The following is a 25,105-nucleotide window of genomic DNA, read 5'->3' as shown; positions in this document are numbered from 1 at the left end:
AAGCCCGCGAAAGGGCCGGTGCAGGCGAATTCAAAGCGCCATGCGGTAATGCAGGCTGTAGCTCTCTACGCCATCGTTGGGCTGCTTGATTCCCGCGTTGGAATAGTGAATCGCCCGCACTCCGATCTCATGCCCGCCGGCAAAGCGCAGACCAAAACCAATGCGGTCCTCGAACTGGAAGGCCGAGCCTAGCTCATTGCTTTCCAGCTCGGTGCTGGAGAACGCCGCCACGCCGATCCCCGCTTCGATATAGGGTTTCACCGACTCCCCGGCAAATTCGTAGACGAACACTGGCGCGAACGACAGGCTATGGTTGCTCGCGGTTTTGTCGCCATCCCAGTAGGTGTAGGCCCCATCCCAGTAGCCGGTCAGGCGGCCGACACTGGTCTGCCACCAGCTGGCATCCCAATTCGATTGCAGCCCCAGACGGTAGACCATGGTCGAGTCACCGGTCTGCCCCACCGAGAACGACACATCGGCTGCTTGCGCCGATACCACTTGCCCCAAGGTAAAAGCGGCAGCCGCCGCCAAGCCCAGCAGTTTCTTCATGAGAAACATCCTTCTTCCTGATGCTGTTATTAGTCCGCCTCATGTCAGGCAAAGCGGTAGAAAGCGGCAGTGGAACGATAGTTCAGCTGTTTTTCACGTTTTTTTTCACAACGCAAAGCTTTGCACATCGCCGCACTTATGCCACAGCACAGGTAGGATTTTTCTTAGGATTTCTGGATCAGCGCTGGTCCAGAAGCGGGTATCGCCGGCCGGGCCTTCGGCCAGCAGATCATTTGCCCCCAGCAGCCGCTGCAGTTGGCGTGCTACGGCAGCGCCCGTATCGATGACAGCCACATCCGCCGGCACCATGCCGGCCAGCAACGGGCGAAGGAAAGGGTAATGGGTGCAGCCGAGGATCAGCGTATCGCAACCTGCAGCCAGCAGTGGCTGCACGTACCCCCACAGCATCTGGCGCAACACCGGGCTGGTCAGGTCACCGGTCTCGATCAATTCGACCAGCCCCGGGCAAGGCTGGGTAATCACCTGCACATCATTGGCGAAGCGGTCGAGCAAGGCTGCGAACTTGGCACTCTGCAAGGTACCAGTGGTTGCCAGTACACCGACCACGCCCGAACGGGTAGCAGCCGCAGCAGGCTTCACGGCCGGTTCCATGCCCACCAAAGGCCAGGTTGGGTACAACTCGCGCAGGTCTGCTACCGCCGCCACGGTGGCGGTATTGCAGGCCAGCACCATGGCCTTGGCGCCTTGCTCATGGAAGAACCCGGCAATGTGTCGGCAGCGCTGGCGGATATAATCCGGCGACTTCTCGCCGTAAGGCACATGGCCGCAATCGGCCACATACAGCAGCGTCTCGTTGGGCAGCAGGCGCTGGATCTCGGCGAGCACCGACAAGCCGCCGACCCCCGAGTCCATCACGCCGACCGGCGCCGAGCGCTCAGCCATCGCGCTTGCCACAGACAGCACAAGCCGGATCGCGCTTGACGCGCAGCTCGCGGATACGGGTGCCGAGTGCATCGATCAACAGCAGGCGGCCGACCAGCGGCTCGCCGAAGCCGGCCAGCAGCTTCATGGCCTCCAACGCCTGCAGGCTACCCACCAGCCCCACCAGCGGGCCGATGACACCGGCTTCGCTGCAGGTCAGTTCGGCTTCGCTGCCGTGCCCGTACAAGCAGTGGTAGCAAGGGCTGTAGTCACGGCGTGGGTCGAACACCGACAGTTGCCCTTCCAGGCGGATTGCCGCCCCGCTGACCAACGGCTTGCCGGCGGCGACACAGGCCGCATTGACCGCCTCACGGGTAGAGAAGTTGTCGGAGCAGTCCAGCACCAGGTCGACCGCCGCCACGGCGGCCGCAAGCGAATCCTCGTCCAGGGCCTGACGGTGAGCGACCAGGGCGATTTCCGGGTTGATCGCCTGCAGGCGCTGCAAGGCCGAATCGACCTTGGTCATGCCGACGCTGGCACTGTCATGGATCACCTGACGCTGCAGGTTGGTCAGGTCGACGGTGTCGAAGTCCGCCAGGTGCAGCTCCCCCACCCCCGCGGCGGCCAGGTACAGGGCAACCGGGGAGCCCAGGCCACCGAGCCCTACGATCAGCGCCTTGCTCTTCTTAAGCCGCAGCTGGCCGTCGATGTCGATCTGAGCCAGCAATACCTGGCGGCTATAACGCAGCAATTCCTGATCAGTCAGCATGGCAAGCGCCCCAAGGTAATGCGTTCATGGCCGCCCAGGTCCGTGCGGCTGGCCACCTCGACAAAGCCTTGTTCAGCCAGCAAGGCACGTACTGCAGCGGCCTGATCGTAGCCGTGCTCCAGCAGCAGCCAGCCTCCCGGCAAAAGGTGCGCGGGGGCTTGCGCGGCGATCACGCGCAGGTCGTCCAGGCCATCGGCACCGGCCACCAGCGCGCTGCTGGGCTCAAAGCGCACATCCCCGGCCACCAGGTGCGGGTCTTCGGCAGCGATGTAGGGCGGGTTGCTGACAATCAGGTCAAAACGCTCGCCGGCCAGACTGTCGAACCAATGGCTTATCCGCACCTGCGCGTTGTCCAGCCCCAGGCGCAGGCGGTTGCGCTCGGCCAGGGCTGCAGCCTCCTCCACCCGGTCCACCGCCGTGACCTGCCAGGCCGGGCGGTCGCTGGCCAGCGCCAGCGCGATGGCACCGGTACCGGTCCCCAGGTCCAGCACCTTGGCTGGCGCAGCGGGTTGCAGTTCAAGGGCCGTCTCGACCAGCAGCTCGGTATCGGGCCGCGGGATAAGGGTATGCGGCGCCACTTCCAGGTCGATCTTCCAGAAGCCCTGCTGCCCAAGGATATAGGCCACAGGCTCACCGCCACGACGGCGCTGCAGGTAGCCGGCATAGGTCTCGGCATCTTCACTGCTGACGATACGCTCAGGCCAGGTGTGCAGGTAACTGCGCGACTTGCCGATGGCAGCAGCCAGCAGCAGTTCGGCATCCAACCGCTCAGAAGGCGATTCGGGCAACTGCGCGTTGCGCAGCAGGCTGGCGATGATAGTCATCAGTCCCCCAGGGCGGCCAGTTGATCGGCCTGATATTCGGCCAGCAGCGGTTCGATCACCGCCTCTACGCCACCGCTGAGGATGTCGTCCAGGGAATACAAGGTCAGGTTGATGCGGTGATCGGTCACCCTGCCCTGTGGATAATTGTAGGTGCGGATGCGTTCGGAACGGTCACCGGAGCCCACCAGTAGCTTGCGCTCACTGGCAATAGCGTTCTGCGCGGCGCTGGTCTGCATGTCGTTCAGCTTGGCCGACAGCCAGGACATGGCGCGGGCGCGGTTCTTGTGCTGCGAGCGCTCTTCCTGGCACTCGACCACGATACCGGTGGGCAAGTGGGTAATACGGATCGCCGAGTCGGTCTTGTTGACGTGCTGGCCGCCAGCACCGGAGGCACGGTAAGTGTCCACGCGCAGGTCGGCCGGGTTGATTTCGATGGCTGCCTGCTCGTCCGGCTCGGGCAGCACCGCGACCGTGCACGCGGAGGTATGGACACGGCCTTGGGATTCAGTCTCGGGCACACGCTGGACGCGGTGTGCGCCGGACTCGAACTTGAGTTTGCCGTAGACGTTCTCACCCTCGACGCGGGCGATGATTTCCTTGTAGCCGCCGTGCTCGCCTTCGTTTTCGGACAAGATCTCCAGCCGCCAGCCGCGTTTCTCGGCGTAGCGCGAATACATGCGGAACAGGTCGCCGGAGAAGATTGCCGCCTCGTCGCCACCGGTACCGGCGCGGATTTCGAGGAACACGTTGCGGCCGTCGTTGGGGTCCTTGGGCAGCAGCATACGCTGCAGCTGCGACTCCAGCGTCAGCAGTTGTTCCTTGGCTTCACGCACTTCTTCCACGGCCATTTCACGCAGGTCCGGGTCACTGTCCTTGAGCAGCGCCTGGGCACCCTCAAGGTCGCCCTGGACTTTGCACCACTCTTTATAAGCAGCGTAGACCGGCTCGACTTCGGCGTATTCGCGGGAATACGCGCGAAAGCGCGTCTGGTCGGAAATGACCTCGGCATCACCGAGCAGTGCGGTGAGTTCTTCGAAGCGGTCCTGGAGAATATCCAGTTTGTTCAGCAGCGACGCTTTCATTGCGGGGATTTGTCCGTCGAGCCCTCGTTGAGGGCAAAGAGTTCCTGGGCCATGGCCAGCGCATCGACGCGCCCCTCGGCCGAGAGCTTTTTCAACTGCACGCTGGGGGCATGCAGGAGTTTGTTGGTCAGGCCCCGGGCCAATTGGGCCAGCACGTCTTCGGGGTTGCCGCCGTTGGCCAGCAGGCGCTGGGCCTTTTGCAGTTCTTCGTCGCGAAGGCGCTCGCTTTGCTGCCGGTAGGCCTTGAGTACATCCACCGCCGCCAGTTCACGCAGGCGCAGCATGAAGTCCTCTGCCCCAACGGTAACCAGCTCTTCGGCGGCCTGGGCTGCGCCCTGGCGGCTCTTGAGGTTTTCCGCCACCACGTCGTGCAGGTCGTCGACGGTGTACAGGTAGACATCGTCCAACTCGCCTACTTCGGTTTCGATGTCGCGTGGTACGGCGATGTCGACCATGAAGATGGGCTTGTGCCGGCGCTGTTTCAGTGCGCTTTCGACCGCGCCCTTGCCCAGGATCGGCAGCTGGCTGGCGGTGGAGCTGATGACGATGTCGCTGTTGGCCAGTTCCTGGGGGATGTCTGCCAGCAGCACCGCATGCGCGCCGAACTGTTCGGCCAGGATGCTGGCTCGCTCCAGGGTACGGTTGGCCACCACGATTCGGCGTACGCCCTGCTCGTGCAAGTGGCGGGCGACCAGGGTGATGGTTTCGCCGGCGCCGATCAGCAAGGCCTGGCTACGGCCCAGGTCGGCGAAGATCTGCTTGGCCAGGCTGACCGCGGCAAACGCCACCGACACCGGGTTTTCGCCGATGGCGGTGTCGGTACGCACCTGCTTGGCGGCACTGAAGGTGGCCTGGAACAGGCGACCGAGCAACGGCCCGACGGTACCGGCTTCGCGGGCCACGGCGTAGGCGGACTTCATCTGGCCGAGGATCTGTGGTTCGCCGAGTACCAGCGAGTCCAGCCCCGAGGCCACGCGCATCATGTGCTTCACGGCATCGTGCTCTTCGTGCACGTAGGCACTGGCACGCAGCTCGTCGAGGCTGAGGCGGTGATAGTCGGCCAGCCATTGCAGCACGGCGTCGGCGGACAGGTGGTCCTGCTCTATATAAAGCTCGCTGCGGTTGCAGGTCGACAGGATCGCCGCTTCGCGGCTGGATGTCAGTCGGCAGAGCTGCTGCAGGGCGTCTACCAGCTGCTCTGGGGTAAACGCCACGCGCTCGCGTACGTCTACCGAGGCAGTCTTATGGTTGATACCAAGTGCAAGAAAGGCCATGCAAGGTCGCTGGTTGTGACGGGAAGCCGATAATTGTCCTCTTTCGCAGGTTTTAGGACAACCACCGTTCGCTATTGTCGTGATAGCCCTGGCCGACCGGGCCCCAAGGCAGCTCTGTCCACAGCCCTCTCGGCAGAGCGCCGCAGCCGATGCAAGCACGAATCCTGTAGGAGCGGGCTTGCCCGCGAAGAGGCCAGGGCAGGCAAAGCGATTATCTCCGGTCCCCCCCCCGCGCCGCGCTCCTCGACCTGCGCGCTGGTAATGTGACAAATTTCCTACAAAAAACACCTATTAATTAAACTTAGCGATACACCCTTGGCAAAGTTATCCACAACCTTGTAGTCCATTTCCTAAAGTCAGCCCCCCTCTATTGCCTTGCCCAATATCCGTGCCTAGCCTTGCCAATCACTGACCGGGTCAAGTTCCCCATCAGCATCACCCCTGAAAATGATTGCCAAGGAGAGATAAGCATGGCATTTGACGCTTATATAAAAATCGACGACATCGCGGGCGAAGCTCTGGATGAAAAGCACAGCAAATGGATTGAAGTCACCGGTTATGACTTCGGTGTAAGCCAAAGCACTTCCGCCACTGCCAGCTCGGCAGGGGCGCCACTTCGGGCGCGCCGAGGTGAGCCACTTCACTTTTACCAAGTTTCTCGACAGCGCCAGTTGCAAGCTCATGGAGGCCAGCTGCGCAGGGCAGCATCTCAAGGAGGTCAAACTCGCACTGTGCCGCGCGGGCGGCGACAAGCTCAAGTATTACGAGATTATTCTCGAAGAAGTGATCATTGCAGACTACACACAGAGTGCTGCCGATGGCGTGCCTGTCGAGGTAGTTCGCCTCGATTACGGAAGGATCAAGACCACCTACACCTTACAGAAGCGTATCGACGGTTCGGGCGGCGGCAATATTGCCGGCGGTTGGGACCGGATCGGCAACAAGAAATACGCGTGAGGAAATTGCCATGACCGAAGCTCGCGCGTTCATCAACCCCAAAATGCAGAACTACCACACACTCAAGGCTGGCCTTGCCCTGAGCGGGCATTCGGCCAGCAAGTTCGATGTACTGAACTCACACATTTACAACAGTGTGGTCAGAAGCGGCGAACTGGTCATTGTCGGTGACTGGTCCACGCCTTCATGTACTAGCCAGGAGGCGTATCTGATGGCAAAGGCTGCCGCTACGCACATGGGGCTAATGCGCAGCGGGCAAGGTGCCGACGAGTTCTTTCTTGAGAACTTCGAGTTGCTGAAGAGCCTGCTCGCCCATGCATCCATGGGTGCAGGCGTGGTCAGCGATGGGTGGAGCAGATACCTGAAGGCCACTCAAGACACGTTGCTGGAAATTGAGAAACTGTATCAGGAGCACATGAGTTCTGGGACGTTCAAAGCGCGCGATCAGTTCTATGCCAAGCGAGCGGCGCTATTTGGGAGGCTGGATGAGCAGTTGAGCAAAATGGCCGCGTTCGGTACGAGCCTGCGAAACCAAGGGTCGATTAAAAGAACCCTTGGCATCTCCACGAAAAGCTATTTGCATACAGGAGAAATTGCAGGGTATGCGGATAAGGTTGCCGGAGTGGGCAAGGCTGCCAACCTGATAAAAAAAGGTACCTATTTAGGCATATCGCTAGAGGTTGCGTCTATTGGATTAGATATTCAGAAGGCATGCACATTAGGGCGGCAAGACGCTTGCAGGAAAGCAGCATATATTGAAGGCGCTTCATTAGCCGGAAGTCTAGGAGGAGCCGCGGGTGGCGCGTATCTGGGTAGCTATGCTATTGAGCAACTTTGTATAGCGATTGGTGTTCCTACAAGAGGCCTCGGCACACTCGCGTGTGCAGTCATTGGGGGGGCGACTGGAGGCATGCTAGTAGGTGATGTCGGCAAAACACAGGGAGCAAGGCTCGGAGAACTTTTGTACGAGGTCTCAGGTGAATGACAAGCACTTTATGGATAATCATCTCTTTTCTTGTTCTGATCTCGCTGCTTTTCAGTGTTTCCGCACTGACCTATATCGCATATCGGCACGTTGAAAGCTTCGAGACGCTTTTGACAAATTGCAAATTCGTACAAGGAAACCGCTCAGCGTACTCTACGGCAGGCGTTTTCGGCAAAACGATGAGACTTTGCATGATAGCAGGAATGCTGTCGACCCCGAATTTTTACCTGCGCCGTAATCTGGCAGATATCTCTGACATAAAAAATTTCCCCCAGAGAACCAAGCGCCTGATCCTCTTTTTCTGGTACCACCTCATGCTCTCAGTGTCATCATTAATCATCTTCGAATGCGTCACAAGATACCTCGAACGAGGCTAGTTCAAAGTGCAAAAGAGGCGAACATCCCCATACCCTCTCGCGGAACAGGCATTCTGAGCCCGAGCCGCACTGCAACGAACCCATGCCTTAGCCTGTTGTCCCACACCTGCACCACCCAGGCTGTAAACCACGACCTTCGCAGGTGGGTTTGCCCCCGCGCTTGTGTCATCATGCTCCGACCGCCGGTGAGTCCTCCTATAAGCCTTTCTATGAACAAACCATACGCATTGCTGCTTGCCTTCGCCCTGCTCCAGGGCTGCCAGAGCCTGGCCCCGCAAAAAGCCGAGCCTCCCGTCGCCGAAGCCGGCAAGGGCGAGGCGGAAAAGCCCGTGGTGTATGGCTCGTTCAAGCAGGACACACTCTATAGCCTGTTGGTAGCCGAGCTGGCCGGCCAGCGCAACCGCTTCGACATCGCCCTGGCCAACTACACCGACCAGGCGGCAAAAACCCAGGACCCTGGGGTTTCCGAGCGCGCCTACCGCATTGCCGAATACCTCGGTGCTGACGAGCCGTCGCTGGACAATGCATTAGTCTGGGCCCGTAACGACCCGCAGAACCTCGACGCCCAACGTGCCGCCGCCATCCAACTGGCCCGCGCTGGCCGCTATGACGACTCCATGGCCTACATGGAAAAGGTTCTACAGGGCCAGGGCGACACCCACTTCGACTTCCTCGCCCTGTCTGCGGCCGAAACCGACCAGAGCACCCGCGACGGCCTGCTGCAAAGCTTCGAGCGCCTGCTGGTGAAATACCCTGACAACGGCCAACTGGTATTCGGCAAGGCCTTGTTGCTGAACCAGGACGGCAAGGCCGAAGAAGCCCTGGAGCTGCTCGAATCGCACCCGGCTCAAAACGGCGAAATTGCCCCGATCCTCCTGCGCGCTCGCCTGTTGCAGGCCCTGGACCGTGGTCCGGAGGCTCTGCCACTGCTGCGCGGCGCAATCCGCGACAACCCGGACGACAAACGCCTGCGCCTGACCTACGCCCGCACCCTGGTCGAACAGGACCGCATCGCCGATGCCAAGGGCGAGTTCCTCAGCCTGGTCCAGCAATACCCCGATGATGACGAACTGCGCTACTCGTTGGCCTTGGTGTGTCTGGAGAACAAAGACTGGGATGAAGCCGAAGGCTACCTGCAGGAATTGATCGAGCGTGAGAGCAACGTCGACGCCGCACACCTGAACCTGGGCCGCATCCGCGAGGAGCGCCACGACCCTGCTGGCGCCCTGCGTGAGTACGCCCTGGTCGGCCCTGGCCCCGACTACTTGCCGGCACAACTGCGCCAGGCCGACATCCTGATCGCCAACGGCCGCAGCAGCGAGGCCTCGCGCCTGCTTGCCGAAGCCCGCGAAGCCCAGCCAGACTACGCCATCCAGCTGTACCTGATCGAATCGGAAAGCTACAGCAACAACAACAAGGACGCCCAGGCCAGCCAGGTGCTGCAGCAAGCCATCCAGCGCTACCCGGACGACCTCAACCTGCTGTACACCCGCGCCATGCTGGCCGAAAAGCGCGACGACCTGGCGCAAATGGAGAAAGACCTGCGCGCCATCATCGCCCGCGAGCCAGAAAACGCCATGGCCCTGAACGCCCTGGGCTACACCCTGGCCGACCGCACCACTCGCTATACCGAAGCCAAGGCACTGATCGACAAAGCCCACCAGCTGACCCCGGACGACCCGGCAGTGCTCGATAGCCTGGGCTGGGTCAGCTACCGCCTGGGCAACCTCGACGCAGCGGAAACCTACCTGCGCCAGGCCTTTGCCAGCTTCCCCGACCACGAAGTGGCCGCTCACCTGGGCGAAGTGCTGTGGGCCAATGGCAAGCGCCGTGAAGCCCGCCAGGTCTGGGCGAAGGGCTTCGAAGCCCAGGCCGACAGCCCCATCCTGCGCAAGACCATTTTGCGCCTGACCGGATCCGAGACTCTTTAACGCCATGTTCCTGCGCCATTGCATCACCTTCACCCTTATCGCCCTGCTGGCCGGCTGTGCCGGCTTCGGTAGCCGAGAAGCCCTGCAGGGTCACGGCGACCCGCAGCAGTGGCGCGCCCATAAAGAACAGCTGAGCAGCCTCGATGGCTGGCAGATCAACGGCAAGGTCGGCATCCGCGCCCCGCGCGACTCCGGCAGCGGCACCCTGTTCTGGCTGCAACGCCAGGACTACTACGACATTCGCCTGGCCGGCCCGCTGGGCCGTGGCGCCGCACGCCTGACCGGGCGCCCAGGTGGCGTGGTGCTCGAAGTGGCCAACCAGGGCCGCTACGAGGCCACAAGCCCCGAAGCCCTGCTTGAAGAACAACTGGGCTGGCAGCTGCCAGTCTCGCACCTGGTCTGGTGGGTGCGCGGCCTGCCTGCCCCCGACAGCAAGAGCAAGCTGACCCTGGATGGTGACAGCCGCCTGGCCAGCCTCGATCAGGATGGCTGGCAGGTACAGTACCTGAGCTACACCGAACAAAACGGTTACTGGCTGCCCGAGCGCCTGAAACTGCACGGCAAGGACCTGGACGTGACCCTGGTGGTCAAGGACTGGCAACCGCGCCAGCTGGGGCACTGACCCTATGCACACGCTCACCCTGCCCGCCCCGGCCAAGCTCAACCTGTGGTTGCACATCATCGGCCGCCGCGCCGACGGTTACCACGAGCTGGAAACGGTGTTCCAGTTCCTCGACCACGGCGACGAACTGAGCTTCGCCCTGCGTGAAGACGGCGTGATCCGCCTGCACACCGAGATCGAGGCCGTCCCCCACGACAGCAACCTGATCGTGCGCGCCGCGCGCAAGCTGCAAGAACAATCAGGCACCGCACTCGGTGCCGATATCTGGCTGACCAAGGTGCTGCCCATGGGCGGCGGCATCGGCGGCGGCAGCTCGGATGCCGCCACCACCCTGCTGGCCCTCGCCCACCTGTGGCAACTGGATTGGGACGAAGACCGCCTGGCCGCACTGGGCCTGAGCCTGGGCGCCGACGTGCCGGTGTTCGTACGCGGCCATGCGGCGTTCGCCCAAGGTGTGGGCGAGCAACTGACACCGGTCGACCCGATCGAGCCCTGGTATGTCGTACTGGTGCCGCAAGTGTCTGTCAGCACAGTAGAAATTTTTTCACATCCACAGTTGACACGTGATTCACTCCCCCTTAAGATGCGCCCGTTCCCGAGGGAAACAGTCGAAATGACTGCCAACCGGTGGTAGAGCAGAATTACCCAGAAGTTCGCAATGCGTTGAATTCACTGGGGAAATTCACTGAGGCTCGGCTAACCGGCACTGGAAGTTGTGTGTTTGGGGCCTTCCCAAGCAAAGCCGAAGCTGATAAAGTTCTGGCCCTTCTTTCAGCGACCCAAACAGGGTTTGTGGCGAAAGGAAGCAATATTTCGATGTTGCATCGCAAGCTGCAAAGTCTGGTCAAGAAGTCGAGCGCATAAGCGTTCGCAGCAACAGATACAGGGGCGTCGCCAAGCGGTAAGGCAGCAGGTTTTGATCCTGCCATGCGTTGGTTCGAATCCAGCCGCCCCTGCCATTTTCCTTATACTCATCCAGGTATACCCTCAGCCTTCAGGTACTGCGCGTGTCCAAGATGATGGTCTTTACGGGGAACGCTAACCCCGATCTGGCTCGGCGTGTCGTACGTCAGCTGCATATCCCTCTCGGTGACGTCTCTGTCGGTAAATTCTCCGACGGCGAGATCAGCACTGAGATCAATGAAAATGTTCGCGGTAAAGACGTTTTCATTATTCAGCCGACCTGTGCCCCGACCAACGATAATCTGATGGAACTGGTAGTGATGGCCGACGCCTTCCGCCGCTCCTCAGCCTCCCGAATCACCGCCGTGATTCCTTACTTCGGATATGCCCGCCAGGACCGCCGTCCGCGTTCGGCACGTGTAGCCATCAGCGCCAAAGTCGTCGCTGACATGCTCACTGTCGTAGGTATCGACCGTGTACTCACCGTCGACCTGCACGCTGACCAGATCCAAGGCTTCTTCGATATCCCCGTCGACAACATCTACGGCTCGCCCGTACTGGTCGACGACATCGAAGACCAGCGTTTCGAGAACCTGATGATCGTCTCCCCGGACATCGGTGGTGTCGTGCGCGCACGCGCTGTCGCCAAGTCCCTGGGCGTCGACCTGGGTATCATCGACAAACGCCGCGAAAAGGCTAACCACTCCGAGGTTATGCACATCATCGGCGACGTCGAAGGGCGCACTTGCATCCTGGTAGACGACATGGTCGACACCGCCGGCACCCTGTGCCACGCGGCCAAAGCCCTGAAAGAGCACGGCGCTGCCAAGGTTTACGCCTACTGCACGCACCCTGTCCTGTCGGGCCGCGCGATCGAGAACATCGAGAAGTCGGTACTGGACGAGCTGGTGGTGACCAACACCGTACCGCTGTCCGCCGCTGCTCAAGCCTGTGACCGTATCCGCCAGCTGGATATCGCACCGGTTGTCGCTGAAGCGGTACGCCGCATCAGCAACGAAGAATCGATCAGCGCGATGTTCCGCTAAGCGGGACACGTGTTGATGTGAAGCGCCCCGCCCCAACCTGTGTTGGGGCGGGGCTTTTTTGCCATCCCCGTCTGGCGCTGGTCGCAAACGCCATACGGGAGGCTATTTTGGAGAAACAAAATGACTGACTTCATCCTGAACGCCCAAGCGCGTACTGACCTGGGGAAAGGTGCGAGCCGCCGCCTGCGTCACGCCGCCAGCATCCCTGCCGTTGTTTACGGTGGCGATAAAGAAGCCCAATCCCTGACCATCGTGGCCAAGGAAATCGCCAAACTGTTCGAAAACGAAGCTGCCTACAGCCACGTTATCGAACTGAACGTCGACGGCGCCAAGCAGAACGTCGTGGTCAAGGCCATGCAGCGCCACCCAGCCAAAGGCTTCATCATGCACGCCGACTTCGTTCGCGTCGTTGCTGGCCAGAAGCTGACTGCCAAGGTTCCGGTTCACTTCATCGGTGAAGAAGCCCCGGTCAAGAAAGGCGGCGAGATCTCGCACGTTGTTTCCGAGATCGAAGTTTCCTGCGAAGCCAAAGACCTGCCTGAGTTCATCGAAGTTGACCTGGCCAACGCCGAAGTCGGCACCATCATCCACCTGTCGGACCTGAAAGCTCCGAAAGGCGTAGAGTTCGTCGCTCTGGCCCACGGTGATGACAAAGCTGTTGCCAACGTTCACGCTCCACGCGTTGCTCCAGAAGCAGAAGGCGCTGCCGAGTAATCCACTCGCACGCCGGCGTTGATCGGGTTACAGTGCCGCGCGCACTGTAACCCACCAACTCCAAGGAAGAGCCCCTGACGTGACCGCCATCCAGTTGATCGTTGGCCTGGGTAACCCCGGCCCCGAATACGAACAGACCCGGCATAACGCAGGGGCTCTTTTCGTTGAACGCATTGCCAGCGCCCAGCGAGTTTCGCTGACTGCTGACAAAAAATATTTCGGCCTGACGGCTAAATTCAGCCATCAGGGCAACGACGTTCGTTTGTTGATCCCTACCACCTACATGAACCGCAGCGGTCAGTCCGTGGCGGCCTTGGCCAATTTCTTCCGCATCAAGCCGGAAGCGATCCTGGTGGCACACGACGAACTCGACCTGCCCCCAGGCGTTGCCAAGCTCAAGCGCGGCGGCGGCCATGGTGGGCATAACGGCCTGCGCGACATCATCGCGCAGCTCGGTAACCAGAACGACTTCCACCGCCTGCGGCTTGGCATCGGCCACCCGGGTGACGCCAAACTGGTATCCAACTTCGTCCTGGGCCGCGCGCCGCGCGCCGAGCAGGAGAAGCTCGACGCCAGCATCGATTTTGCCCTCGGCGTGCTGCCGGACGTGCTTGCCGGCGATTTCGCCAAGGCGATGCGCGAGCTGCACAGCCAGAAGGCCTGATTTCCTTTAGAGAGGGGAATACCCATGGGTTTCAATTGCGGCATCGTCGGCCTGCCCAACGTCGGCAAGTCCACCCTGTTCAACGCCCTGACCAAGTCTGGCATCGCGGCGGAGAACTTCCCTTTCTGCACCATCGAGCCAAACAGCGGCATCGTGCCTATGCCCGACGCTCGTTTGGCTGCGCTGGCTGAAATCGTCAAGCCAAACCGCATCCTGCCGACCACCATGGAATTCGTCGACATCGCCGGCCTGGTTGCCGGTGCGTCGAAAGGCGAAGGCCTGGGCAACAAGTTCCTCGCCAACATCCGCGAGACCGACGCCATTGCCCACGTGGTGCGCTGCTTCGAAGACGAGAACGTGATCCACGTTTCCAACAGCGTCGACCCCAAGCGTGACATCGAGATCATCGACCTCGAACTGATCTTCGCCGACCTCGACAGCTGCGAAAAGCAGCTGCAGAAAGTAGCCCGCAACGCCAAAGGCGGCGACAAGGAAGCCTTGGCGCAGAAGGCAATACTGGAAAAGCTGATCCCGCACTTCACCGAAGGCAAGCCTGCACGCAGCCTGATGAAGCACATGGCTGACGACGAAAAAGCTGTCATTCGTGGCTTCCACCTGCTGACCAGCAAGCCGGTGATGTACATCGCCAACGTGGCCGAAGACGGCTTCGACAACAACCCGCACCTGGACGTGGTCAAGGCCATCGCCGAGGAAGAAGGCGCGGTAGTGGTGCCGGTGTGCAACAAGATCGAGGCAGAAATCGCCGAGCTGGAAGACGGTGAAGAGAAGGACATGTTCCTCGAGGCCCTGGGCCTGGAAGAGCCTGGCCTGAACCGCGTGATCCGCGCCGGTTACGAGCTGCTGAACCTGCAGACCTACTTCACTGCCGGCGTGCAGGAAGTACGTGCCTGGACCGTACGCGTAGGTGCCACCGCACCACAAGCCGCAGGCGTGATCCACACCGACTTCGAAAAAGGCTTCATCCGCGCTGAAGTGGTGGCCTATGATGACTTCATCCAGTTCAAGGGTGAAAGCGGTGCCAAGGAAGCCGGTAAATGGCGCTTGGAAGGCAAGGACTACATCGTCAAAGACGGCGACGTGATGCACTTCCGCTTCAACGTCTAAGCGGTAGCCTGCTGCAACCACGAACCCCTTGAGGCCTACGCTTCAAGGGGTTTTGTTTTTCCAGCAGGTAGCAACGGCCAAGGAACGTGACTTGATCTCGCGCATGTGAACCGAGATCACAAATGATGTGCCCCTTCACCGGATATTCATCCCGCATCGTATCCCCCACAGTAGAGCCCGTTGACGCACACCTCACGCGTCTGCCGGGCAACGATCATAAATGCCAGCCCGGCCGCCTCCCCCGCCCCCACAAGAACCAGAACTCCGGCGAAGGCACCTTATCGTCTTGCGATTCTCGAATCCGGAGTACTGAACATGAGCAGATCCAGCACCGGGCTGCATCCCGGCATCCTCACCCTGGCGATCACCGCCTTCGCAATTGGCGTCGCCGAATTCATCATCGTCGGTATTCTGCCGTCGATCTCGACCGCCTTCGCGATCTCCCTCGCTAGCGCCGGCAGCCTGGTTGGGCTGTATGCCCTGGCCTTGGCCATCGGCACACCGTTCATCGTCATCGGCCTGGGCCGCTTCCCGAAAAAAACCGTGCTGATGATGCTGATCGGCGTGTTCCTGCTGGGGAACCTGGTCTCGGCCTTAGCGCCGAATTATCCGATCTTGTTGTTGGGGCGAATCATCACCGCGCTGGCGCACGGCAGCTTCTTCGCCATCGGCGCTACCGTAGCGGCTGGCTTGGCACGTGAAGGCCAGGCCAGCAAGGCGATCGCAGTGATGTTCGCCGGCCTGACCCTGGCGATGGTCATTGGTGTGCCGCTGGGCAGCTACCTTGGCAACGCCCTCGGTTGGCGCCTGCCGTTCTATGCGGTGGCGTTGCTGGCCCTGCTTGCGCTGCTGGCCACCGCAGTTTGGCTACCACGACAACCGGCCAGCAAGGCCGGCAATGCCCTGGGGCAGTTGGCTGCACTGCGCAGCCCGGCGATCTGGGCAATGATGTCGGTCACTGTCCTTGGCTTCGGTGCAAGCTTCTCGGCATTCACCTTCATCACGCCAATCCTGACAGACATCACCGGGTTCTCGGCCAGCAGCGCCAGCGTGCTGCTGCTGGTGTTCGGTGTGGCAACCATGATCGGCAACCTGCTGGGTGGCCGGCTGTCCGATAGCCTGGGCTGGGAACGTACCTTGCGGCTGCTGTTCGGCGTATTGGCGCTGACACTGGTGGCCCTGGCACTGTCGCTACCGTACAAAGTCTTGATGGTGATCACCGTGTTCGTCTGGGGCATCGTTGCCTTCGGCATGACTCCAGCGTTTCAGACCGGCATGTTGTCCACTGCCCGCTTGCATACGCCAAAGGCGGTGGACTTCGCTTCGGGATTGAACATCTCGGCATTCAACCTGGGCATCACCCTGGGCGAACGGGCAGGTAGCGTGCTAGTGGAAAACGGCCAACTGGCGCTCACCCCCTGGGCTGGTGTGGCTGCCGCCTTACTGGTGAACCTGCCGCTGGCCTGGTTGCTGTGGCGCCGGAAAGTGACCATGGCGGCTTGATAGTCGGCGATAACTGACGTCAAAGTATGCTGCGAATAGTTCCACCCTCCACCCGCATCGCCATCCCATTGAGAGCGGGCGATGCGGCCAGGTGCACCACACTGCGGGCCACCTCCTCCGGCTCGATCATGCGACGGATCAACGAGGTAGGCTCGGTCTGGTCGAAGTAATCAGCCACCACCTGCTGGGCGCTGATGCCTTTTTCCTCCGCGATCTCGGCATGGTAACGGCGCACCGCCTCAGTGCTGGTAGGCCCCGGCAGGATGCTGTTGACCCGCACCGCAGTTCCCTTGGTCAGTTCGGCCAAGGCACGGGATACGCCTAACAGGCAAGACTTCATGGCACCGTAGTGGACCATCCACGGCTGCGGCTTGACACCCGACTCACTGCTGATGAACACCACCGAGCCCTCGCCCGCGGCCAGCATCTCGGCCAGCACCAGGCGAGTCATGCGCACCGCCGTCATGACGTTCACGTCGAAATAGCGAAACCACTGCGCGTCGTCCGTCTCGAAGAAGTCGCGCACCTCGAAGATGCCGACACAGTTGATCAAGTAATCGATGGGGCCGTTGTGCCGCGCCTGCTCGACAAGGCGCTCGGCAATACCCGGTTGGGTCAGATCGCCGGCCAGACCGCTGCAGCGAGGGCCGAGGGCTTCGCAAGCTTCGGCAACCATTGCCTCAGTCAACCCACTGACTACCACATGAGCGCCCTCGTCCAGGAAGCACTGGGCAATGGCCTTGCCGATACCCGTGGCGCCGCCGGTGATCAGGACATTCTTGCCGACCAGTTGGTAATCCATGATGCCGTACCTTTTGTAGTTGTTCTTGCCAGGAATCTATTACGAATCGGCGTGACAGCCGTATTCACTTCCCGTGCAAACACCATTCAGCAAATGTTGATACGAATCGACGTCACAAGAGTTGTGCGTGGCTAGCGGCTGGTCGCGCCTTCGGCAAGTTCTTACCGTAGGCCTGCAACACAGATGCTTACCTCCACTCATCAATAAGAAAGGTCCACGATGAAAATCTTCATTACCGGCGCTTCAGGCTACATCGGTGGCTCGGTAGCCAAGTACCTGGCAGACGCCGGGCACGAGGTCACCGGCCTGATCCGTGATCCTGCCAAACGCGATGCCCTGCAAGCCTTGGGCATCACCCCAGTACTGGGCACCCTGGATGACACCTACATCCTCACCCAGCAAGCCCAGGCCGCCGACGCCGTGGTGCACACCGCCGATTCCGACCACCGGGCCAGCGTCGAGACCTTCATCAACGCCCTTCGTGGCAGCGGTAAACCGTTCATCCACACTTCTGGCTCCAGCGTGGTCGGCGACGACGCGCGCGGTGCCTACGAGCGGGAGGCAATCTTCACCGACGAGACGCCGTTCGAGCCGATGGACATCCGTCGTGACCGTGTGGCGATCAACCAACGCGTGCGCAATGCCGGCGTGGAGCTGGGCATCCGCGCCATTGTGTTCTGCCCGACCATGATCTACGGCGATGCACTGGGCCTACCGACCGCCAGCGACCAGTTGCCCAAGCTGCTGGCCAAGTCGCGCCAGTTCAGCGCTGGTGCTTACCTAGGCGAGGGCGTACACCGGTGGTCCAACGTACACATTGAGGACCTTGCCGAGTTGTATCGACTGGCCTTGGAAAAGGCACCTTCGGCGTCGTTGTTCTTTGCCGAGAACGGCGAGGCTTCGTTCATCGAGATCGCGACTTCCATCAGCCACGCACTAGGTTACGAAGGGCGTATCGAGAGCTGGCCGGCGGACGAGGCGATTGCCGAGCTAGGTGACTGGGCCCGCTTTGCGATTGGCTCAAACAGCCGCGTACGGGCGGTAAATGCGCGACAGTTGCTGGGCTGGCAGCCCAAGCGTGAGTCAATTCACCAGTGGCTGCGCACGACCAGCGTGCATTGGTAAGACAACCGGTTTAGTCAGCCCCCCACTTACAGGCAAACCGGATCGCGATCGGGCGAGTGCGGGCCCCCCCCCACCCGCCCCACTACTGCCTCACTTCCACCAATACTCCACCTGCACCCCGAAGTTACTGCCATGCAGCGCATTGCCGAAAGCACCGCTTTCAGACAGCGCCGAGCCCGCCGCACTCTCATTGGCGGCGCGCTGAGCGGCATGGTTCCAGCGTGCATGGGTGTAGTAAAGGCGTACCTCCGGTCGCTGCCAGAAGCCCGGCCCTGCCGGTGACCACGTGGGCGCGACGGTGATCTTGGTCAGCTTGCGTGTGCCGCCGGGGGCATCGATCTGGTCGCGGCCAAGCTCCGTGATCAGCTTGAAATGGTCGCCGAATGCGTACACTGGGCGCACGCCCAGCGACAGCCAGTCCTGGTCATTTCCATCAGGGCGACGGTCCTTCTGGTAGACCACCTGGAACTGCCCACCGAAACGCGGCGTCAGTTGCCAGTCGAAGTACTCCACTGCACGCCAGCTCTGGTTGCCGTTGTCCAGGGTAGGGTCACCGGTGTATCCCAAGGCTGTGCCGGGGCCACGGCCGTATTGCAGGGCGAAGGTGTTCAACCCGCCGAAAATGCCCCGCTGCTTGTGCTGCGCCGCCACTGACCACCCGCTGTGAGCACCGCGGCTGTCGGGCCGTTGCAGATAACTCACGCCGAACTCCAGCTCTCCCCCCGAGTTGCTCTTGAAGCCACCGACATTGAAATCGTGGCGGTTGATGTAGGGCTCCTGAAACAGGTTGTCCTTGCGCGAGAACACATAGCTGTACCTAAGGTCGCCAATGGCCACTTCGTCAACGCCAAAGCCTGTGGCGCTCTGGTTCCAGTAGAAATAGTCGGAGATGTGAATGTCGTTACGTCGGTAGTAGCGCCGGCCGGCCCAGAACGCGCCACCATTGAGTACCGGCATGTCGCGCCACTGGGCGTACATCTGCACCATTCGAGAATAGCCGTGCTCGCCTGTAAACCGTGGAGTGTGGCCATAGCCTGCGAACAGCTGGGCCATACCCACCACACTCAAAGTCGAGCCGTCGCCAGGCTTGATCAGGTCTTGAGCCAATTGCAGTTCGGCGAGCTGTTCACACTCGTTGCCCAAGCGGTACTTCGAGGGTGAGCCGGGAAGCTGAAAGCAGCTCTGGCTGCCGCCGCTGGAGGCGCCGCCGGCAACGGTTCGGAGGTAGCCCGTGAACTCCAGGGCATAAGCCGGCAGTACGAGGGTAGCCAGGGACGCCCCGGCAAGGGTGGTGAGGAACTTCAGTTTCATGGTGGTGCTCCGCTTTGTTGTTTTTTTGTTGCGGGCGATCAGTTTTCTGCGGGCGACAGCCGTCCACGGCAAGGGCGTCAGACACGCGCTCACCCGCCGCGCGATCGCGGCGAAAAAAGGTTTATTGGGGTTCTGTTGAAGTTGTCAGTCGCAGGAAAGGCTCAGCAGGCCAACCCTGCCGAGTGTGCCCAACACACCCCTACAGACGTCGAGATGGTCGCCGTAGGAGCGTGCTGGCACTGCAGTGGGTGAACTGCAGCTGCAGGTTAGTCGATCAACTCTCTCGCCACGCTCTCGATGCCTTCGGCATCCAGCTTGTAGTGACGATAGAGGTGGGTAGGCGGCGCGATCAGGCTGTACTCGTCATAGATGCCATGACGGCGGATGCGCGTGCCAATGCCAGCCTCGGCGATCACCTCGCACACAGCGCCCCCCAGGCCACCGATGATGTTGTGCTCCTCGACGGTAAGGATCGCCCGGCTTTGGCGCGCCACGCGCAAAACAGCCTCCACATCCAGCGGTTTGACCGTGGTCATGTCCAGTACCCCCACCGAACGCCCCTGGGCATTGAGCGCCTTGGCCGCCTGCAGTGCCGGGTGCACAGTCGAGCCTGTGGCGATGATGGTCAGCTCGTCACCGGTAAGCAACGTGGTGGCCTTACCAAACTCGAACACAGGTTCTTCTTCGTACACCACCGGGTCACGCCCGCGCTGGATGCGGAAGTAGATCGGCTGCGGGTGATTGGCCGAGGCCTTGATCGCGGCCTTGAGCTGGTTGGCATCGGCCGGTGCGACGATGGTGATGTCAGCAATCGCGCGCATGATCGCCAGGTCTTCGGTGGCATGGTGCGAGGTTCCATAGAAGCCCAGGGATATCCCGGCGTGGTGGCCAATCAGGCGCACCGGTAGCGCCGAGTAAGCGACATCCATGCGGATCTGCTCGCAGCACAAAAGCGGCAAGAACGAAGCAAAGGTGGCCACGAACGGCTTCATGCCGACCGCAGCCATACCGGCGGCGCACGACACCATGTTCTGCTCGGAGATACCGAACTGCACGAAGCGCTCCGGATGAAACTGAGCGAATTTGGCCAGGCCGTTGGAGTATTGAAGGTCCGCAGTACCAGCGACCACCGGTTCGCCCTGCTCGACCAACGCCAGCAAAGCATCGGACAACGCATCCAGGCCAGGCGTTTGGGTATTGAGGGCACGGTACTGCCAGGAGTTGGGGGACAGGGGGCAGTATTCATGATCAGATCACCTTGCTCTTGATTTCGTCGATGGCGCGTTGCGCGTCTTCAGGGTCCAGGTAGCCCAGGTGCCAGCCAGGTTCCGTCTCCATATACGAGACGCCTTTACCTTTGAGGGTCTGGGCAATGATGCACACTGGCTTCTCACGGCCCTTTTCAGCCTTGATGCGCCGCAACAGAGGGGTCAGCGCGGCCAGGTCGTGGCCATCGACGTCGTAGACCTCCCAGCCGAACGCACGCCATTTGTCAGCCAGTGGCTCGACACCAATCACATCGTCAACGCTGCCATCGAGCTGGAAACCGTTGCGATCGACGATCGCCACCAGGTTGCCTACCTTGTGATGCGAGGCGGCCATGGCCGCTTCCCACACCTGGCCCTCCTGCATTTCACCGTCGCCGACCATGACAAACGTAGTGAAGTCCTGGCCGAGCATGCGCCCGGCCATCGCCATGCCCAAACCGCCCGACAGCGCATGGCCGATGGAGCCTGAGGAGAAGTCCACGCCGGGCACCTTGCGCATGTCCGGGTGGTCACCCAGCGGGTTGCCCAGGCGGGTGTAGCCGTCGAGGATCTCCTTGTCGAAGAAGCCCCACTCCACCAGCACCGGGAACAGGCCCACGGCGGCGTGGCCCTTGCCCATCATGAATCGGTCGCGCAGCGGCCACTTGGGCTCGCCATGCCGCAGGGACATCACGTCGTAGTAAAGCGCGGCGAACAGCTCAGCCGCGGAAAACACCGAAGTGTAATGGCCAACCTTGGCAATCTCGATGAGGCGGATGGTTTCCAGGCGGATGAACTGCGCCTTTTCACGCAGGCGCGCCAGCTCGCTGGGCGTGAGCGCGTATTCGTCGGTGTTGCTCGGATCAACTGCTAGGGTCATGTTGCACCTTGGATCGGTAAACGTTCTGAAGGCATCAGTCAGGCGCTGACGGCCATGGCTGCATCGAGACGCGGCTGCATGTAACGGCTCAGTCGTGGCATCACTTCACGGGCGGTCAATTCCATCGAACGGCGCCACAAGGCCTCGTCATCCCATTCGTGGAAAGTGGTCATCAGGGTGCCGAACGGGCCGGTCCGCTCACTGAAGGCGACCAATTGCTCGACCACGCTGTCGGCATCCCCGTAAATCACCATCTCGCGGATGCAGTGATCGACCGTGACCTCGGCGTCAGTCATGTCAGGGCGGGTCTTGAAGATCTGCATGTAGTTGTTGCTGGCGAGGTTATCGATCATGTACTCGAAGTAACGCCGCAGGGTGCAGTTCGGATCAGCCAGGTAATCCTCGGCCTGGGCCTTGGAGTCTGCGACGAATACCGAGCGCGCCACGCGCCAGTTGCGCGGGTCGGCCTGGTGGCCGGCCTCCTCGGCACCCTTGAGGTAAGCCTGCCAGTGCGACGCTACCGTGGCGGTCGGGTTGAAGTTCGCGGACATCAGGTCCCAGTCCTTGCTGCCGGCCAGTTTCGCAGTGCTGGAGAACGGGCTCATGGCGGTCGTGGCAGGGCGCGGGAACGGATGCTGGAACGGCTTGGGCATGTAGCCGATCTCCAGCTCATGATTGACCGTATTCACCAGCGACACATCGAAGTACTCGCCAGAGAACTGGTAGGGTGCATTGCTGCTCCAGATCTTGCGGATCATCTCGTAGCACTCGACCATCATCCGGCCACGGTCCTTGCCGTTACTGCCATACACTTCAAAGTCGGAGGCCAACCCCCCTGGGCCGATACCCATGATGAAGCGGCCGCGGCTCATGTGGTCGAACATGGCAGCATCGGCGGCAATGCGCGCCGGGTGGTGGTGCGGCAAGTTGAGCACACCGGTGCACAGCTTGATGCGCTGAGTCAGCGGGATCAGTGCGGACATGAACTGCAGGGCGTTGGTAATCGGCTCGGTGCGCTGCGAGGTGTGCTCGCCGATCCACATTTCGTCGTAGCCGACCTGATCGGCGTGGACGACACAGGCTATGTCCTGGTCGTACATTTCATGGTAGTCCCAGCCCTTGTGGTGCAGAGGCTGCATGAACATCGCGAGTTTCATGATGGTTCTCCTTTATCAGGCGATAGCGTGCCCAGGCACCCACACAGGCGCCTTGGCGGTAGGGCGAGGGCGTCAGCTGCCGTGCAGCAGCCAGCCGCCGTCGACCGTGATGTCGGTGCCGGTGAGGTACGAGGCCAGGGGCGAAGCCAGGAACAACGCTACGTTGGCGATTTCGTATGGCTCCCCGGGGCGGCCCAGAGGGATGTTTTCCAGCACACGGTTGTGCTGGTGCTGGCGGAACAATTCAGGTTCCAGGTTGCCCGGTGTCGCGGTCAGCCCGGGCGAGATCGAGTTGACCCGGATGCAATGACGGCTCAGGTCCTTGGCCAAGCTGCGAGTCATGGCCAGGATCGCGCCCTTGCTGGTGTCGTAGGTCACATGGTTGGCCATTGGTCGATGACCGCACACCGACGACAGGTTGATGATGCTGCCGCCCTCCCCGTGTCGGCGGATCTGCGCCTGGGCGCACTGGGCGCCGAAAAATGCGGCGCGGGTGTTGATTGCCTGCATGCGATCCCAAAAGCCCTCGTCCACCTCGTCGATGGCCTTGAGTGGGTAGATGCCAGCGTTGTTCACCCAGATGCGCAGCCTGCCCTGCCCACTCGCTTCGGTCGCTAGCCGTTCGATCTGCGCACGGCAGCTGACATCGGTAGCGACGAAGTGCACGGCCAAGCCTTCGTCCATCAGCTCATCGGTGCGCTCGCGGGCCAGGCTGCCGATCACCACGCGCGCACCGGCCTGGGCCAGGCGCCGGGAAATGTCCAGGCCGATGCCAGAGCTGCCTCCGGTGACCACTGCCACTTGGCCGTCCAGGTCCAGCAGGCTCTCGAACGGCGTCTCGGGAAGGTGCTGGTATTCGATAGCGTCCATCGGCACTCCTCAGGCAGTCGCCAAGGCCATGATCTGCTGCGGTGCGACTTGCTCACCGTCGAGAATGCCCTGGCAAGTGCCACGGGCCATGACCATCACACGGTGGGAAAGGCCAATCACCTCGTCCAGGTCCGAGCTCACCACCACCACGGCCGCGCCACTGGCGGCGAGGTCGGCGATCAACTGGTAGATCGCGGCGCGGGCCCCCATGTCTATGCCACGGGTCGGCTCGTCGAGGATGATCACCTTGGGCTGCCGCGCGATCCATTTGGCGATCACCACCTTCTGCTGGTTGCCGCCGGAAAGCTTGTCCAGGGGCTTGTCCGGATCGCCCTTGACGCCGAGGGAGGCGATGCGCTCGCTGGCGAAAGCATCGATTCTGCCCCGCGTCAGCAACCCTCGAATGCCGAGGCGGTCAAGGTTGCAATACGCCAGGTTCTCGGCAATCGAATGGTCCAACACCACGCCTTCGGCCTTGCGGTCCTCGGGCACCAGCACGACGCCGGCATCGATCGAACCGCGCACACCGTCCAGACGCAGGACCTGGCCGTCGACTGTCACCTCGCCACTGGCTACCGGGTCGACCCGGCAATGGCCCGGATAACCTCGCTACGCCCGGCGCCGACCATACCGGCGATACCGAACACTTCACCAGCACGCACCGAGAACGAGATGTTCTGGAAGCGCTTGCTGCGGCAAGTCAGGTGACGCACCGTCAACACCTCTCGGGCACGGGGCGCTGCGATCACTGGGAACAACCGCTCGATCGAACGCCCGACCATCTGTGCCACCAACAGGTCCACCTCGACATCCGCTTGAGCGTGATGGGCCACCAGGTGGCCGTCACGCATCACCACGATGCGGTCGGCAATGCGGCCGATTTCTTCCATTCGGTGGCTGATGTAGATGAACGACACACCTTCACGCTTGAGCACCTCGATCTGCTCGAAGAGCCGTTCAGTCTCCTCTGTGCCCAGCGCCGCGGTGGGCTCATCAAGGATCAGCAGCCGTGAGTTGAGGGTCAGGGCCTTGGCGATTTCCACCAACTGCTGAGCGGCAATGCTCAGCTCACGCACCAGTGTGTCCGGCGAAATGTCCAGGCCCAGGCGCTCAAGCTGCACCTGTGCCTCGCGGCGCATACGCTGGCGATCAACTACGCCACTGCGGGTCGGCAGATGGCCAAGGAAGATGTTCTCCGCCACGCTCAGCTCAGGCAGCAACTGAATTTCCTGGTGGATCATGATCACACCCAAGGCGATGGCATCCTTCGGGCAGGTCGGCGCATAGGGCTGTCCCTCGAGGGTCATGCGGCCACGGCTCGGGCACAGGGCGCCGGCGATGATCGACGACAGCGTGGACTTGCCAGCGCCGTTTTCGCCGAGTAGCGCCACCACTTCACCGCGGCCGATCTCCAGGCTGATACTCTCCAACACACCGACACCATTGAATGACATCCCCAACTGGTCGGCGCGGAAGAAGGGCGCGTGCGTGCTTGCCATTTTCATG

General features: G+C 61.4%; 22 protein-coding genes, 1 tRNA gene and 3 pseudogenes. 13 read left to right on the top strand and 13 right to left on the bottom strand.

Annotation, left to right across the window (positions count from 1 at the left end; genetic code table 11):
- Positions 1 to 30: 30 nt before the first annotated feature.
- The 6 genes from AB5975_14155 to hemA all read right to left on the bottom strand — a co-directional run bounded on the left by AB5975_14155 (position 31) and on the right by hemA (position 5,380).
- Positions 31 to 549: an acyloxyacyl hydrolase gene (locus AB5975_14155; protein XDR22817.1), complete on the bottom strand. Its 519-nt coding sequence runs from the start codon at positions 547 to 549 to the stop codon at positions 31 to 33.
- Positions 550 to 654: 105 nt separating this feature from the next.
- Positions 655 to 1,452, bottom strand: coding sequence for a glutamate racemase (gene murI / locus AB5975_14150; protein XDR22816.1), 798 nt, complete (start codon positions 1,450 to 1,452; stop codon positions 655 to 657).
- Complete coding sequence (locus tag AB5975_14145; GenBank protein ID XDR22815.1) at positions 1,445 to 2,200, bottom strand: molybdopterin-synthase adenylyltransferase MoeB; 756 nt, start codon at positions 2,198 to 2,200, stop codon at positions 1,445 to 1,447. Before AB5975_14145 ends, murI begins: the two co-directional genes overlap by 8 nt.
- Complete coding sequence (prmC, locus tag AB5975_14140; protein ID XDR22814.1) at positions 2,194 to 3,024, bottom strand: peptide chain release factor N(5)-glutamine methyltransferase; 831 nt, start codon at positions 3,022 to 3,024, stop codon at positions 2,194 to 2,196. The genes AB5975_14145 and prmC overlap by 7 nt, the downstream gene beginning before the upstream one ends.
- Positions 3,024 to 4,106 carry a peptide chain release factor 1 gene (prfA, locus tag AB5975_14135; protein ID XDR22813.1) on the bottom strand — a complete coding sequence of 361 codons (1,083 nt, stop codon included), beginning with the start codon at positions 4,104 to 4,106 and terminating at the stop codon, positions 3,024 to 3,026. The genes prmC and prfA overlap by 1 nt, the downstream gene beginning before the upstream one ends.
- Positions 4,103 to 5,380 carry a glutamyl-tRNA reductase gene (gene hemA / locus AB5975_14130; protein ID XDR22812.1) on the bottom strand — a complete coding sequence of 426 codons (1,278 nt, stop codon included), beginning with the start codon at positions 5,378 to 5,380 and terminating at the stop codon, positions 4,103 to 4,105. Before hemA ends, prfA begins: the two co-directional genes overlap by 4 nt.
- 470 nt (positions 5,381 to 5,850) lie before the next feature.
- On the opposite strand from hemA, the pseudogene AB5975_14125 reads away from it, so the two are divergent.
- From AB5975_14125 to AB5975_14075, 11 genes and pseudogenes are all read left to right on the top strand, one after another.
- Positions 5,851 to 6,337, top strand: a pseudogene (locus AB5975_14125) (Hcp family type VI secretion system effector).
- Between the two features lie 10 nt (positions 6,338 to 6,347).
- The gene (locus tag AB5975_14120) at positions 6,348 to 7,322 is read left to right on the top strand and encodes a hypothetical protein (protein XDR22811.1); all 975 of its coding nucleotides are present in this window, start codon (positions 6,348 to 6,350) and stop codon (positions 7,320 to 7,322) included.
- 586 nt (positions 7,323 to 7,908) lie between these two features.
- Complete coding sequence (locus AB5975_14115) at positions 7,909 to 9,630, top strand: tetratricopeptide repeat protein (protein XDR22810.1); 1,722 nt, start codon at positions 7,909 to 7,911, stop codon at positions 9,628 to 9,630.
- 4 nt (positions 9,631 to 9,634) lie between these two features.
- Positions 9,635 to 10,252 carry a lipoprotein insertase outer membrane protein LolB gene (gene lolB, locus AB5975_14110; protein ID XDR22809.1) on the top strand — a complete coding sequence of 206 codons (618 nt, stop codon included), beginning with the start codon at positions 9,635 to 9,637 and terminating at the stop codon, positions 10,250 to 10,252.
- 4 nt (positions 10,253 to 10,256) lie between these two features.
- Positions 10,257 to 11,116: pseudogene (gene ispE, locus AB5975_14105) on the top strand (4-(cytidine 5'-diphospho)-2-C-methyl-D-erythritol kinase).
- A 20-nt stretch (positions 11,117 to 11,136) separates the two neighbouring features.
- Positions 11,137 to 11,211 (top strand) — tRNA-Gln (locus AB5975_14100).
- 48 nt (positions 11,212 to 11,259) lie between these two features.
- Complete coding sequence (locus tag AB5975_14095) at positions 11,260 to 12,201, top strand: ribose-phosphate pyrophosphokinase (protein XDR22808.1); 942 nt, start codon at positions 11,260 to 11,262, stop codon at positions 12,199 to 12,201.
- A 120-nt stretch (positions 12,202 to 12,321) separates the two neighbouring features.
- Positions 12,322 to 12,915, top strand: a complete 594-nt coding sequence (locus tag AB5975_14090) for a 50S ribosomal protein L25/general stress protein Ctc (GenBank protein XDR22807.1) — start codon at positions 12,322 to 12,324, stop codon at positions 12,913 to 12,915.
- 79 nt (positions 12,916 to 12,994) lie between these two features.
- On the top strand, positions 12,995 to 13,579 hold the full coding sequence (gene pth / locus AB5975_14085) for an aminoacyl-tRNA hydrolase (protein XDR22806.1): 585 nt from the start codon (positions 12,995 to 12,997) through the stop codon (positions 13,577 to 13,579).
- 24 nt (positions 13,580 to 13,603) lie between these two features.
- Positions 13,604 to 14,704: a redox-regulated ATPase YchF gene (ychF, locus tag AB5975_14080; protein ID XDR22805.1), complete on the top strand. Its 1,101-nt coding sequence runs from the start codon at positions 13,604 to 13,606 to the stop codon at positions 14,702 to 14,704.
- 315 nt (positions 14,705 to 15,019) lie between these two features.
- Positions 15,020 to 16,207, top strand: a complete 1,188-nt coding sequence (locus tag AB5975_14075; protein XDR22804.1) for an MFS transporter — start codon at positions 15,020 to 15,022, stop codon at positions 16,205 to 16,207.
- 19 nt (positions 16,208 to 16,226) lie between these two features.
- Here the strand turns inward: AB5975_14075 and AB5975_14070 are convergent, their stop codons facing one another.
- Positions 16,227 to 17,009, bottom strand: a complete 783-nt coding sequence (locus AB5975_14070; protein XDR22803.1) for an SDR family NAD(P)-dependent oxidoreductase — start codon at positions 17,007 to 17,009, stop codon at positions 16,227 to 16,229.
- 219 nt (positions 17,010 to 17,228) lie between these two features.
- Between AB5975_14070 and AB5975_14065 the strand changes: the two genes are divergently transcribed.
- Complete coding sequence (locus AB5975_14065; protein XDR22802.1) at positions 17,229 to 18,134, top strand: NAD-dependent epimerase/dehydratase family protein; 906 nt, start codon at positions 17,229 to 17,231, stop codon at positions 18,132 to 18,134.
- Between the two features lie 90 nt (positions 18,135 to 18,224).
- On the opposite strand, the gene AB5975_14060 is transcribed toward AB5975_14065, so the two are convergent.
- A complete protein-coding gene (locus tag AB5975_14060) occupies positions 18,225 to 19,445 on the bottom strand; it encodes a maltoporin (protein XDR22801.1) in 1,221 nt (406 codons plus the stop codon).
- Between AB5975_14060 and AB5975_14055 the strand changes: the two genes are divergently transcribed.
- Positions 19,444 to 19,584 carry a hypothetical protein gene (locus AB5975_14055; protein XDR22800.1) on the top strand — a complete coding sequence of 47 codons (141 nt, stop codon included), beginning with the start codon at positions 19,444 to 19,446 and terminating at the stop codon, positions 19,582 to 19,584. The genes AB5975_14060 and AB5975_14055 overlap by 2 nt on opposite strands.
- A gap of 127 nt (positions 19,585 to 19,711) precedes the next feature.
- Here the strand turns inward: AB5975_14055 and AB5975_14050 are convergent, their stop codons facing one another.
- The 5 genes and pseudogenes from AB5975_14050 to AB5975_14030 form a co-directional block, all read right to left on the bottom strand.
- Complete coding sequence (locus AB5975_14050) at positions 19,712 to 20,626, bottom strand: transketolase family protein (protein ID XDR22971.1); 915 nt, start codon at positions 20,624 to 20,626, stop codon at positions 19,712 to 19,714.
- Between the two features lie 67 nt (positions 20,627 to 20,693).
- The gene (locus AB5975_14045) at positions 20,694 to 21,572 is read right to left on the bottom strand and encodes a transketolase (GenBank protein XDR22799.1); all 879 of its coding nucleotides are present in this window, start codon (positions 21,570 to 21,572) and stop codon (positions 20,694 to 20,696) included.
- Positions 21,573 to 21,610: 38 nt separating this feature from the next.
- Positions 21,611 to 22,729: an LLM class flavin-dependent oxidoreductase gene (locus tag AB5975_14040; GenBank protein XDR22798.1), complete on the bottom strand. Its 1,119-nt coding sequence runs from the start codon at positions 22,727 to 22,729 to the stop codon at positions 21,611 to 21,613.
- A 72-nt stretch (positions 22,730 to 22,801) separates the two neighbouring features.
- Positions 22,802 to 23,599: an SDR family NAD(P)-dependent oxidoreductase gene (locus AB5975_14035; GenBank protein XDR22797.1), complete on the bottom strand. Its 798-nt coding sequence runs from the start codon at positions 23,597 to 23,599 to the stop codon at positions 22,802 to 22,804.
- Positions 23,600 to 23,608: 9 nt separating this feature from the next.
- Positions 23,609 to 25,104 (bottom strand): annotated as a pseudogene (locus AB5975_14030) (sugar ABC transporter ATP-binding protein).
- Position 25,105 lies beyond the last annotated feature (1 nt).

The organism is Pseudomonas putida, from assembly GCA_041071465.1.
GTDB classification, from domain to species: domain Bacteria; phylum Pseudomonadota; class Gammaproteobacteria; order Pseudomonadales; family Pseudomonadaceae; genus Aquipseudomonas; species Aquipseudomonas putida_P.
This window is presented reverse-complemented; position numbering and strand designations above follow the sequence as displayed.

Coding starts and splice junctions, on each gene's coding strand:
- AB5975_14155 (XDR22817.1), bottom strand. CDS start 549: ATGAAGAAACTGCTGGGCTTGGCGGCGGCTGCCGCTTTTACCTTGGGG.
- murI (XDR22816.1), bottom strand. CDS start 1,452: ATGGCTGAGCGCTCGGCGCCGGTCGGCGTGATGGACTCGGGGGTCGGC.
- AB5975_14145 (XDR22815.1), bottom strand. CDS start 2,200: ATGCTGACTGATCAGGAATTGCTGCGTTATAGCCGCCAGGTATTGCTG.
- prmC (XDR22814.1), bottom strand. CDS start 3,024: ATGACTATCATCGCCAGCCTGCTGCGCAACGCGCAGTTGCCCGAATCG.
- prfA (XDR22813.1), bottom strand. CDS start 4,106: ATGAAAGCGTCGCTGCTGAACAAACTGGATATTCTCCAGGACCGCTTC.
- hemA (XDR22812.1), bottom strand. CDS start 5,380: ATGGCCTTTCTTGCACTTGGTATCAACCATAAGACTGCCTCGGTAGAC.
- AB5975_14120 (XDR22811.1), top strand. CDS start 6,348: ATGACCGAAGCTCGCGCGTTCATCAACCCCAAAATGCAGAACTACCAC.
- AB5975_14115 (XDR22810.1), top strand. CDS start 7,909: ATGAACAAACCATACGCATTGCTGCTTGCCTTCGCCCTGCTCCAGGGC.
- lolB (XDR22809.1), top strand. CDS start 9,635: ATGTTCCTGCGCCATTGCATCACCTTCACCCTTATCGCCCTGCTGGCC.
- AB5975_14090 (XDR22807.1), top strand. CDS start 12,322: ATGACTGACTTCATCCTGAACGCCCAAGCGCGTACTGACCTGGGGAAA.
- ychF (XDR22805.1), top strand. CDS start 13,604: ATGGGTTTCAATTGCGGCATCGTCGGCCTGCCCAACGTCGGCAAGTCC.
- AB5975_14075 (XDR22804.1), top strand. CDS start 15,020: ATGAGCAGATCCAGCACCGGGCTGCATCCCGGCATCCTCACCCTGGCG.
- AB5975_14070 (XDR22803.1), bottom strand. CDS start 17,009: ATGGATTACCAACTGGTCGGCAAGAATGTCCTGATCACCGGCGGCGCC.
- AB5975_14065 (XDR22802.1), top strand. CDS start 17,229: ATGAAAATCTTCATTACCGGCGCTTCAGGCTACATCGGTGGCTCGGTA.
- AB5975_14055 (XDR22800.1), top strand. CDS start 19,444: ATGGTGGTGCTCCGCTTTGTTGTTTTTTTGTTGCGGGCGATCAGTTTT.
- AB5975_14060 (XDR22801.1), bottom strand. CDS start 19,445: ATGAAACTGAAGTTCCTCACCACCCTTGCCGGGGCGTCCCTGGCTACC.
- AB5975_14045 (XDR22799.1), bottom strand. CDS start 21,572: ATGACCCTAGCAGTTGATCCGAGCAACACCGACGAATACGCGCTCACG.
- AB5975_14040 (XDR22798.1), bottom strand. CDS start 22,729: ATGAAACTCGCGATGTTCATGCAGCCTCTGCACCACAAGGGCTGGGAC.
- AB5975_14035 (XDR22797.1), bottom strand. CDS start 23,599: ATGGACGCTATCGAATACCAGCACCTTCCCGAGACGCCGTTCGAGAGC.